The organism is Streptomyces coerulescens (assembly GCF_042657965.1).
In the GTDB taxonomy this organism is placed as follows: domain Bacteria; phylum Actinomycetota; class Actinomycetes; order Streptomycetales; family Streptomycetaceae; genus Streptomyces; species Streptomyces coerulescens.
In genome coordinates this window covers 356984-368047 of the sequence record NZ_JBHSKM010000005.1, presented here as the reverse complement: position 1 = coordinate 368047, position 11064 = coordinate 356984, and the positions used below count along the sequence as shown (strand labels likewise).

At 72.3% G+C, this 11064-nt stretch carries 9 protein-coding genes; 6 read left to right on the top strand and 3 right to left on the bottom strand.

Features of this window, described 5'->3' with window-relative positions; genetic code table 11:
• Window positions 1-60: 60 nt before the first annotated feature.
• On the bottom strand, window positions 61-1275 hold the full coding sequence (locus tag ACFPQ9_RS11910; RefSeq protein ID WP_380850988.1) for a L,D-transpeptidase: 1215 nt from the start codon (window positions 1273-1275) through the stop codon (window positions 61-63).
• 216 nt (window positions 1276-1491) lie between these two features.
• On the opposite strand from ACFPQ9_RS11910, the gene ACFPQ9_RS11905 reads away from it, so the two are divergent.
• From ACFPQ9_RS11905 to ACFPQ9_RS11885, 5 genes are read left to right on the top strand one after another with little or no spacing between them, the layout of a single operon-like run.
• Complete coding sequence (locus tag ACFPQ9_RS11905) at window positions 1492-2694, top strand: lipid II:glycine glycyltransferase FemX (protein WP_380850985.1); 1203 nt, start codon at window positions 1492-1494, stop codon at window positions 2692-2694.
• Window positions 2691-4313 carry a murein biosynthesis integral membrane protein MurJ gene (murJ, locus tag ACFPQ9_RS11900; protein WP_380850982.1) on the top strand — a complete coding sequence of 541 codons (1623 nt, stop codon included), beginning with the start codon at window positions 2691-2693 and terminating at the stop codon, window positions 4311-4313. Before ACFPQ9_RS11905 ends, murJ begins: the two co-directional genes overlap by 4 nt.
• 23 nt (window positions 4314-4336) lie before the next feature.
• A complete protein-coding gene (locus tag ACFPQ9_RS11895; protein WP_380850979.1) occupies window positions 4337-5020 on the top strand; it encodes a response regulator in 684 nt (227 codons plus the stop codon).
• Window positions 5017-6510 carry an ATP-binding protein gene (locus tag ACFPQ9_RS11890; protein ID WP_380850976.1) on the top strand — a complete coding sequence of 498 codons (1494 nt, stop codon included), beginning with the start codon at window positions 5017-5019 and terminating at the stop codon, window positions 6508-6510. Before ACFPQ9_RS11895 ends, ACFPQ9_RS11890 begins: the two co-directional genes overlap by 4 nt.
• Complete coding sequence (locus ACFPQ9_RS11885; protein WP_380850973.1) at window positions 6507-7202, top strand: hypothetical protein; 696 nt, start codon at window positions 6507-6509, stop codon at window positions 7200-7202. Before ACFPQ9_RS11890 ends, ACFPQ9_RS11885 begins: the two co-directional genes overlap by 4 nt.
• Here the strand turns inward: ACFPQ9_RS11885 and ACFPQ9_RS11880 are convergent.
• Complete coding sequence (locus ACFPQ9_RS11880; protein ID WP_380850971.1) at window positions 7141-9294, bottom strand: protein kinase domain-containing protein; 2154 nt, start codon at window positions 9292-9294, stop codon at window positions 7141-7143. The two genes, ACFPQ9_RS11885 and ACFPQ9_RS11880, sit on opposite strands and share 62 nt — an antisense overlap.
• 214 nt (window positions 9295-9508) lie before the next feature.
• On the opposite strand from ACFPQ9_RS11880, the gene ACFPQ9_RS11875 reads away from it, so the two are divergent.
• Window positions 9509-10207: a Crp/Fnr family transcriptional regulator gene (locus ACFPQ9_RS11875; RefSeq protein ID WP_380850968.1), complete on the top strand. Its 699-nt coding sequence runs from the start codon at window positions 9509-9511 to the stop codon at window positions 10205-10207.
• A 24-nt stretch (window positions 10208-10231) separates the two neighbouring features.
• Here the strand turns inward: ACFPQ9_RS11875 and ACFPQ9_RS11870 are convergent, their stop codons facing one another.
• Window positions 10232-10750, bottom strand: a complete 519-nt coding sequence (locus ACFPQ9_RS11870) for a Pycsar system effector family protein (protein ID WP_380850966.1) — start codon at window positions 10748-10750, stop codon at window positions 10232-10234.
• Window positions 10751-11064: the final 314 nt, after the last annotated feature.

Sequence of the window (11064 nt, the reverse complement as noted above, 5' to 3'; positions counted from 1 at the left end):
CTGCGCTCGGCGGCCAGCCACCGATCACCCGACTGTCACCAAAGTCATGACCGAGTACATCTAGCGCAGCGCGCTCTTGTGCCGCCACTCGCTCCACGACAGGTTCCACGCGCCGAAGCCGTTGCCGGGATCGACCACGCCCTTGGTGTCCTTGCCGGTGATCTCGAAGGGGTCACCGGGCCGCACCTGGCCGTAGAACCAGGCGGCGTCCGCGTCGCTCATCCCTATGCACCCGGAACTGTGGTTGGAGTTGCCGAAGTAGCGCGCGTTCCACGGGGCGGCGTGCGCGTACATGCCCGACCAAGTCAGCCGCATCGAGTGGTCGACCATCTTGTCGTAGGCGTCGCCGAGGCCCACGGTCTCGGAGTTCATGTTGATCGTGCCCTCCTTGGCCATGAGCACGGCGGTTCCGCGCCAGGAGCGCTTGTCGCCGCCGGGTGTGCCGCCGGAGACCGGTATGCGCCGGACCGTCTCGCCGTCGCGGACGAGGGTGAGCCGATGTCTGTCGAGGTCGACCTCGACGATCTGCCGGGCGCCGATGGTGAAGGTGGTCGTGTAGTCCCGTACGAACCAGCCGCCGTCCGCGCCCGAGTCGGTGCCGTTCAGCTCGGCGTTCAAAGTGACCTTCGTGCCGGGCTTCCAGTAGGCCTTGGGCCGCCAGTCCACCCGGTCCCGGCCCGAGAAGTCGCGGATCCAGCCCCAGGAGCCCTCGGTGCCGTTCGACGTGGTGACCCTGAGCTGCTTCTCGACCTCGGCCCGGTTCCTGACCGGGTTGTCGAAGACCAGGGAGATCGGCTGCGCGACGCCGACGGTGGTGCCGGTGCCCGGCCGCCAGTCGACCTTGTTGACCTTGCCGGCCGGAGCCGTGGTGAAGGACGCCTCGGTGCTCTTGGCGGTGCCGCCCTCGCTCCGGGTCGCGGCCTTCACCGCATACGCCGCGCCGGGCACGGCCTTGCGGTCGGAGACCCATGACCGGCCGTCGGCGGCGGCCTTGCCGGCGAGCTTGTGGCCCTCGCCGTCGGTGACGGTGACCGAGGTGAGCCGGCCGCCCTCGGCCGTGACCCGCACGGGCTCGCCCGCCGGGACCTTCTCTCCCCTGGGCGTGACGGTGACCGTGACCGGACGGTCCTCGGCGCCCGGCTTCGCCTCGGCGTCCGGAGAACCGGAGGAGCCACTCGACGAGCAGGCCGCGAGCGGCGTCAGCAGAGCGCCCGCGGCGGCGGCCACCACGGCGGCCCGGACGCGGGCACGGGCGAGTACACGGATGCGCGACAACAGGACCTCCGGGAGGACGAAACAGCGTGGAAGAGTCGGCGATGTCGTGACTGTAGAGCCGTAAAACCCGAGGTCAGCCGCTGTGGAGCGATGTGACGGCGACTGGTGAGGAACGGTCATGGTCCCGTCACATTCACCGGACGGAGCGGTCATGGACCGCTGTGAGCCTCCTTTGTGTCCCCGCCACAGGTCCGGGGAGAAGGAGAGGCTCAGACTGTGTCAGCGCTGCTCGTTCCGCCCAGCCGCTCACGCCGGGCACGGCACCCCGGCTCCGTCCTGCGCACCATCACCGCCAAGACCTACCGCGCCTTCCTCGCGTCCCCCGAGGGCGCGGCGCTCGGCGCCGGCTTCCTCCAGTGCCCGTCCTGGGCCGACGTCAAGGAGGGCTGGCGCGCCCAGCTGCTCGGCTGGGGACCGGACCCGCAGGCCGGCGAACTGACCGGCGTGGCGCTGGTCCTGCTGCGGCAGTTCCCCGGCACCCGCAGGTACTTCGCCTACCTCCCCGAAGGCCCGGTCGCCGACTGGAGCGACCCCGACATCGACGACTGGCTCGACCCGCTGCTCGACCATCTGCGCGGCGCGGGCGCCTTCGCCGTACGCATCGGCCCCTCGCCCGCCTACCGGCGCTGGGACGCCGCCCGGCTCAAGCCGCTCACCGGCCCCGGCCGGCGCCTGGGCGACGTCCTCGCCAGCGAGGTCGACCCGCTCGGCACCGCCGTCGCCGAGCGACTGCGGGCCCGGGACTGGCGCCGCTGCGGCGGCGACGGCACCGGAGCCGGCGGGGACGGCGACGCCCAGCCCCGCCATGTCTTCCAGGTGCCGCTCGCCGGCCGCACCACCGAGGACCTGTGGTCCGGCCTGAACCAGGAGTGGCGCCGCAATGTCCGCCGCGCCCAGAAGGAGGGCGTCGAGGTCGTGGTGGGCAGCGCGGCCGAACTCCCCGAGTTCTACCGCCTGTTGGGCATCACCGAGCGGCGCGACGGCTTCCGGCCCGGCCGCTCGCTCGCCTACTACGAGCGCCAGTACGCGGCGCTCAACGCCGAGGAACCGGGCCGGATGAAGCTGTACCTCGCCCGTCACCGGGGAGAGATCCTGGCCGCCCACACGATGATCACGGTGGGCCGCCGGACCTGGTACCAGACCGGCGCCTCGGCCGACCACCGCCGCGAGGTCCGGCCCTCCAACGCCCTGCAGTGGCGGATGCTGCAGGACGCCCACGTGCTCGGCGCCGATGTCTACGACATGCGCGGGGTACCCTCCACTCTCGATCCGGACGAACGTGCGTACGGACTGCTGCGCTGGAAGCTCGGCACCGGAGGGCAGGTCGTCGAGACGTTGGGGGAATGGGAGCGACCCATGGGCGGCAGCGCCAACCACACGCTCTACCGCGCCTTCCAGGCGTATCTGAACCGCCGATGAGACAGACCACGACGCCGGCGGGCACGGAGACGAAGACTTCCACCGCCCGCGGCAGCGCCGTCATGGCCGCCGGATCCCTCGTCTCCCGCGCCACCGGGTTCGCCCGCTCCGCCGTCGTCGCGGCCGCGATCGGCACCATCGGGCCGGTTCCCGACGGCTACGCCGTCGGCAACGCCCTGCCCACCATCGTCTACATGCTGCTCCTCGGCGGCGCGATGAACGCCGTCTTCGTGCCCGAGCTGGTCAAGGCCGCCAAGGAGCACGACGACGGCGGAGCCGCGTACACCGACCGGCTCGTCACCGTGTGCGTCGTCGCCCTGCTGGCGATCACCGCGACCGCGGTCTGGGCGGCGCCCGCGATCGTCGACGCGTACACCGACTACACCGGCGGCCAGGCGGCCATGACCATCGCCTTCGCCCGCTACTGCCTGCCCCAGATCTTCTTCCTCGGACTGTTCACGCTGCTCGGGCAGATACTCAACGCGCGGGGCAGGTTCGGCGCGATGATGTGGGCGCCGGTGCTCAACAACCTCGTCGTCATGGCCGTGTTCGGCCTGTACCTGGCCCTGGCCATGGGACGCGGCGGCGGCGCCCTCACCACCACCGAGACCGCCGTCCTCGGCTGGGGCACCACCGCCGGCATCGCCGTCCAGGCGCTCGCCCTCGTCCCCGCCCTGCGCGCGGCCCGCTTCCGCTGGCGGCCCCGCTTCGACTGGCGCGGCAGCGGACTGACCCGCCCCCTGCGCGCGGCCGGCTGGCTGGTGCTGCTGGTCCTCGCCAACCAGGCCGCCTACTGGGTCACCACCAGGCTGGCCACGACCGCGGGCCTGGGCGGCGGCCCCGGATACGGCGCGTACAACAACGCCTATGCCCTGTGGGTCGTACCGCACGGCATCATCACCGTCTCCGTGGTGACCGCGCTGATGCCCCGGATGAGCGCGGCCGCCGCCGACGGGGACACCGCCGCAGTGCGGCGCGACGTCTCCCACGGCCTGCGCGTCAGCGCCTCGGCCGTCGTACCGGCCGCCTGCGCGCTGTTCGCCCTCGCCCAGCCGGTGATGGCCCTCGTCTTCGGATACGGCAGGACCAGCGCCGCCGACACGGCCGCCATGGCCGGGATCCTGATGGCCTTCGCGCCGGGCCTGATCGCCCTGTCCGGGCAGTACGTCCTCTCCCGCGCCTTCTACGCGCTCTCCGACACCCGTACGCCGTTCCTGCTCAACCTCGTGATCGTCGCCCTCAACGCGGGACTGTCCCTGGCCGCCGCCCATCTGCTGCCGGCCCGCTGGGCGGTGACGGGCATGGCGGCGGCGTACTCGCTGGCGCTGTGCGCGGGCTGGGCGGTGACGGCCCGGGTGCTGAGCCGCCGGCTGGCCGTGCCGCGCCTCCTGCGCTCGTCCGCCGTCGGCGCCCAGGTACGGCTGCTGCTGGCGGCCCTGCCCGCGACCGCGCTGGCCCACTTCGCGGTCCTGGGAACCGCACCGGCCGGAGCGATGGTCTCCACGGTTGCCGGCGCCACCGCCGTCGTCCTCACCTTCGCCCTGCTCGCCCGTCCGCTGCGCCTCACCGAACTGGAGGCGCTGCTCGCCGGTCTGCGCCGGCGCCTGTCCCGTCCCTGACCACCACCGAGGGAGAACCGCCGATGTCCCGCGTGCTCCTCATCGAGGACGACCCCTCCGTACGCGAGGGCGTCGAACTCGGTCTGCGCCGCCGCGGCCACGAGGTACGGGCCGCCGCGACCGGCGAGGCCGGCCTCGCCGCGATGGCCGAGTTCCGCCCCGATCTGCTGCTCCTCGACCTGATGCTGCCCGGGATGAACGGCGTCCAGGTCTGCCGCCGGGTCCGCGAGCACAGCCAGCTGCCGATCATCATGCTCACCGCGCGCGGCGACGACTTCGACGTGGTCATCGGCCTGGAGGCGGGCGCCGACGACTACATCGTCAAGCCCGCCCGCACCGAGGTGATCGAGGCCCGGATCCGTGCCGTACTGCGCCGCCTGGACGACGGCGGCCCGCCCCGCCAGGCCATCGAGGTCCACGGCGAACTCACCATCGACCGGGTCGGCCTGACCGTCGTCAAGGCCGGCCGCCCCCTGGCGCTCGCGCCCTCGGAACTCAAGCTCCTGCTGCATCTGTCCGCCGCCCCCGAGCAGGTCTTCAGCAGGCAGCAACTGCTGGAGCACGTCTGGGAGCACAGCTACCACGCGGACGCCCGGCTGGTCGACGCCTGCGTCGCCCGGCTGCGCGGCAAGATCGAGAACGAGGTCGGAAGACCCCGTTACGTCCAGACCCTGCGGGGTTTCGGCTACCGCTTCGGACCGCTGTGAGCACCGGCCCTCAGCGATCGCGGCGGGTCCGGGCGTTCGGCCTGCGCACGAGACTCCTCCTGGCCTTCCTGCTGGTCGCCGCCGTCAGCGCCGGCACGACGGCCGCGCTGACCTACCGCGAGGCCCGCACCGCGGTGCTGCAGACCGCCCAGGACACGGCGGTCACGTCGTTCCGCGACCAGGTCCAGCAGACGGGCTTCGGGCTGCCGGTGCGGGAGGAGGGCGGCGGCCTGGAGGAAGTCCTGCGCGACATCGCCCGCAAGGGCAAGCCGCACCCCTGGGTGGTGTTCGCCGAGTACGGCTCCGTCCGCGCCTCCTCCGGTGAGAACCCCGTCTCCACCGTGATCACCCCGGAACTGCGCCGCGCCGCACGGGCCGATCCCCACGGCAGTTTCGAGCGGGTGGTCAAGGACGGCGTCCCGTACCTCACCATCGCGATGCCGATGGTCTTCAAGACGAGCCCGGACAGCGTGCTGCCCAGCGGACTCGTCCTCTACGCCGTCATGCGGATGACCGACGAGCAGGTCAACGTCGACGCCCTCCTCATGGCGGCCCGGGACGGCGCCCTGCCCGGCCTCGCCGTCGCGCTGATCCCCGGCCTGATCGCCGCACGCAGCGTGCTGCGCCCGGTACGGGAACTGCGTCAGGCGGCCCGCAGCATGGGCAGCGGCAGACTCGACACCCGCATTCCCGTACGCGGCAGCGACGAACTCGCGGATCTGGCCCACACCTTCAACGAGTCGGCCGCCCAACTGGAGAGATCGGTACGGGAACTGCGTGAGGCGGAGGCCCGCGCCCGCCGCTTCGCCTCCGACGTCTCCCACGAACTGCGCACCCCCCTCGCCGGAATGCTCGCCGTGAGCGAGGTCCTCGACGAGGACGCGGACGCCCTGGACGCGGACACCGCCCGAGCGGTCCGTCTGGTCAGCGCGGAGACCGGGAAACTCGCTGTACTCGTCGAGGACCTGATCGAGATCTCCCGCTTCGACGCCCGCGCGGCCGAACTGAACGCCGACGAGGTCGATGTGGCCGAGGCCATCCGCAAGACCCTCCACAACCGCCACTGGACCGACGCCCGCATCCACACGGACCTCCCCGACGGCATCCGCGCCCGCCTCGACCTCCGCCGCTTCGACGTAGTGATGGCCAACCTGGTGGGGAACGCGGTGCGGCACGGGGGTGCGCCCGTGTCGGTGCGGCTGCGCACCGAGATACGGGCGGGCGCTTCGACGGGGGGCTCGCCCGTGCTGATCGTGCAGGTCATGGACAGCGGCCCCGGCATCCGCCCCGAGGTCCTTCCGCATATCTTCGACCGTTTCTACAAGGCCGACGCGGCCCGCACCCGCTCGGCGGGCAGCGGCCTGGGTCTGGCGATCACCCTGGAGAACGTGCGGCTGCACGACGGCACGATCCGCGCCGGGAACCGGCCCGGTGGCGGTGCCGTCTTCACGATCGAGATACCGCTTCACGCGGAGGAGGCCGGCGGGTGAGGCGTGCGCGGACGCACCGACGTGCGGGGGCCGTTGCCGTAGCCGCCGCTCTGCCGCTGCTCGGCGGCTGCGGCATCCAGGACACCGACGTCATCGAGGCGGGCGGCCCCGCCAGCTTCCAGGCGTTCTTCAACCGCGACTTCGACATGCTGCTCTTCTTCCGCGCCCCCGACGGCAGACTGACCCCCGTGATCCGGACGACCGAGCCCTTGATCGAGTCCTCGACCGAGGTCGGCGCCGGATACGTCGAATCGGGCTCCGGCGCCCAGAACGCCGACGAACCCACCGGCCCGGTACCCACGGCGAAGGTGGTCTCGGCACTCCTCGACGGCCCCCGGGCCGACGACCGGGCCGCCGGCCTGACCACCGCACTCCCCACCGTCCGCTCCGGCGGGACGATCGAGGTCGAGCGTTCCTCCGACGGCCGGGTCACCACCCGCCTGCCCCTCGCCCTGAAGGGCCTGGACAGCACCGCCCTGCGCCAGCTGACCTGCACGATCGCCTACAGCCAGGACCCCGACGGCAAGGTCACCGTGAAGCTGACGGGACAGGACGGAACCACGAGGACCGACACCTGCGAACTCACCCCCGCCGACCCCGGAAACGAACCAGCGGCAACGCAGACCTCGGCTACCCGTCAGGGCCTCGGGAGAAGGCCGTGTCGCCGGCGGTTGCCACGATCGCGTCCTTGACGAGCAGGACGCGCGGCGGCGTGCCCTGCGCCTTGTCCCCGGGGTCGTCCAGCGCGGAGGTGCGCCAGACCTCCGCACCGGTGCGGGCGTCCAGCGCCAGCAGGCGGCCGAAGCGGTTGGAGAAATAGACCCGTTCGTACGTCGCCGACACCACGGGCGCCGACAGGCTCTCCGTGTCCGTCGCCCGCTGCCAGAGCTGCTTGCCGCTGTTCGCGTCCACCGCGGTGACCGACCCGTTGGCCCTGACGAAGTAGACGACGCCGTCGACGAGGGTGGCCGCGCCGGTCAGTGGGCGTGCCAGCGGTGTCCGGCGGACCTGCCCCGTTTCCGGGTCCACCCGCAGCAGCGCGTTGTACGGCCGCTCGTAGCCGGATTCGTAGACGTCCTTCGCGGTCTGGGGGGCGAGGAACAAGGGCTTGCCGCCGACCGCGCCCAGCGCCTCCATCTTCTTGGGCAGGGTGGCGATCTCGGTCAGGCTGCCGGGACCGAGCCTCATCAGGTCGACCGGGGCCTGCCCGGGCTCGGTGGCCGCCGTGCACAGGGCGTACGGGGTGCGTCCCAGGACCGACGTGGTGCAGTACTCGTCCAGCGAGGGCGCCTGCCACAGCTCCTTGCCGGAGGGCCCGTACGCGACGAACGACGAGTGGTCGGGGGACAGGGTGAGCAGCCCGCCGTCGTAGAGGAGCGCGTCCTCGGACTTGCTGATGTCGCGTTGCCACCGGCGATTCCCGGTGGTGGCGTCGAGGGCCACGACGCGTCTGGTCTTGTCGTCCGGATCCTCGTACGCGTAGACCGACCCGTCGCGAACGCCGATCGGCCGCACCCCCTGAGGGCGGGTGCCGGCCCGCCACAGGATGCGGCCGGAGGCGGTGTCGATCCTGGCGACCGTGAAGCCCGTCCCGCCGCAGAACAGGGCGTTCCCGTTCGTCACACAGCCGAGGGTCTGGTAGTCGACGGGGACGCCTTTCACTTCCTTGCGCAGGGCCGTGCGCCACGGTCGCCAGCCGTCGGGCAGCGACGCGGCACGGGCGGGGGTCGTGGAGGCGCTCTGGGCGTCGGAGGCGGTGGCGGTCGAGTCCTGGCCCGCCACGAAGGCGGCCACCCCGAGCCCGAGCCCCGTGACCGCCAGCGCCGTGACGAGGGCGGCGAGCAGCATCCGGGGGCGGCGTGGCCCGCCGATGCGGGTGGCGGCGCCCGTGGCGGCGGTGGCCGTGCCCCAAGGGGCGGGGCGGGGACGGGGTTTCGCGGCGGGCTCCCTGGCCTTCGGGGGCGCGGCGGCGTCGGACCGCGGAAGCGCCTGGAGCAGGCGGTGCAGGTCCGCCGGCCCGGGCCGTGCGGCCGGGTCCTTGTCCAGGCAGCGCTCGACGACGCCCAGGAGCGGTTCGGGCACCCCGTCGAGGTCCGGGGGTTCGTGCAGTACCTGATAGCCGGTCATGTAGGGGCTGTCGGCGTCGAACGGGCCGGTGCCGACGGCCGCGAACACCAGCAGCGACCCCAGTGAGAACACGTCCGAGGACGGGGTGACCTCCCGGGGAGAGGCCAGCTGTTCCGGCGACATGAAGGGCGGAGTGCCGATGATGCGCCCGGTCACGGTGAGGCTCTGGTTGTCCGACGCGCGCGATATGCCGAAGTCGATGACGCGCGGCCCGTCCCCGGTCATCAGGACGTTGCCCGGCTTGAGATCCCGGTGCACCAGGCCCGCCCGGTGGATGTCGCGCAGTGCCTCGGCGAGCCCCAGCCCCAGCGTGCGCAGCTCCCGCTGGTTCAACGGGCCGTCCTTCTCCACGACTTCGGCGAGCGTGGGCCCCTCCACGTAGAGCGTCGCCATCCACGGTCGTTCGGCGTCCGGGTCGGCGTCCACGACGGGCGCGGTGAAGGCGCCGCTCACTCTGCGCGCCGCCGCGATCTCCTGCCGGAAGCGGGTGCGGAACTCCTCCTCCTGGGCATACGACTCGCGCACGAGCTTGACCGCGACCTGCCGTCCCGAGGCGGAGACCCCCAGATAGACGACTCCCATGCCGCCCGCCCCGAGCCGCCCGAGCAGGGTGTACCCGCCTATGGACTCCGGATCCCCGGTGCTCAGGGGCGTCATCGCCGATCACCCTTCCCAGCGCCTGCCTGCGTCACGGGGATCAGCGTAGGGCCTGCCGTCCGCGGGCAGCGGTGCCCGGTCCACCGGGGTGAGGGTTTCGCGGAGGGGAGTCCGCCGCGAGCGGGGCGGCGGGTCGATTGCGTGGATCGGTCGCGGGGGCGCGCGGGGGCGGGCAGGATTTCTGAGTGTTCGCCGACCGTCAGGGGGACCGCTCATGGCGTACAGCTCCGCGGAATGGCCCGCGCGCAGCCTGTTGGGCGTGCTGTCGCCGCCGGTGCGGCAGGAACTGATCGAATCGGGCGTGCACAAGCGGTTCGAGGCCGGAGACATACTGCTGAGCGAGGGCGCGACCGACCGGCACGCCCTGTTGCTGCTCTCCGGCTTCGCCAAGGTGACGGCACGGGTGGAGAACGGCGAGACCTCGCTGCTCGCCGTCCGCGTCGGCGGTGACACCGTCGGCGAGATGGCGGCCGTGGACGGCTCGGCGCCGCGCTCGGCGACGGTGACGGCCTGCGGTCCGATGACGACGCGGGTGCTGCAGCCCGGCACGCTGCACGAGCTGCTGATCCGGCGCCCCGAGGTGTCCGTGGCGCTGACCAGGATCATCGCCGACCGACTGCGCTGGGCCAACCGCCGGCGCCTGGACTTCCGCGGCTACCCGGCCAAGGTCCGCCTGGCCCGGCTCCTGGCGGAGCTGGCCACCGCCTACGGCCATGAGACGGACGGCGGCGTGGTCATCGGCTGCCGGCTGACCCAGCCGGAACTCGCCGCGCTCACCGGAGCCGCCGAGACGACGATCCACAAGGGCCTCAGGGAACTGCGCCTGAACGGACTGCTGGAGACCGGGTACCGCTCGACGACGATCCGCGATCTGGCCGGGCTGAAGCGCCTGGCGGACCTGCCGCCGGAGTGACACCGGACCGCCCCTGCGCGCGCGTCAGGCCAGCAGAGGACGGGCCAGCACCAGCAGCCCGGCGCTCATGCCCATCGCCGCCGTGCACAGCACCGCCGCGGTCAGGCACCGGTACTTGCGCAGGGCCACACCCGCCAGAAAGCGGATCGTGCACGACAACTCCTGGCGCAGCTGCTCTCCTTCGTCGTCGCGGCCCGCAGGCGGCAGGAGGTCGGGCCCGGCCGCGAGATGGGCGAAGCTGTAGCGGTTGACGCCGCCCGGACGCAGCACCCGGGGAACCAGGGTCGCGGCCAGGAACGCGGCGCCGCCCAGGAGCCCGGCCACGAACACGAGCAGCAGACTTCCGGCCACTACGCCACGTATACCGCCGCCCTGCACGGTGTGCAGGGCATGCCCGCTCCAGGATCCCGCGGTCCCGACCATCGCCGCCTGCGCGGCGGCCAGGATCCCGGCCTTGGTGTCGGCGTGCTGATGCGTGGCCTGCAGCGCGCCGAACATGGACTGCTCGGGACGGCTCTGCGGGTCGGTACCACTGGACGGCATGAGGGTTCCTCCTGCGACGGTCGGTCCGGCCGGGACACCAGTAAGCACCGGGCCCGGCCTCGGGATCCCGCATTTATGCCGGATCTCGTATGACCGGTAATCGACCTCGCCGGAGTTGTACCAGCCCGTAACTTCTGTCACCCGCAGTATGTTTCCGCCCCCTTCCGCATCCCGTATTTCGACGGGGTCTCACCACGGACGAGACGTGTACGACTGGCGTGCCGGCGTCCGCGTGTGGGGGGAGCGGACGCCGGTGTGTCCAGTACGTGCCCTGGACGTACGGCCATGGAGCGTGACTCCAAGGAAATGAGCGG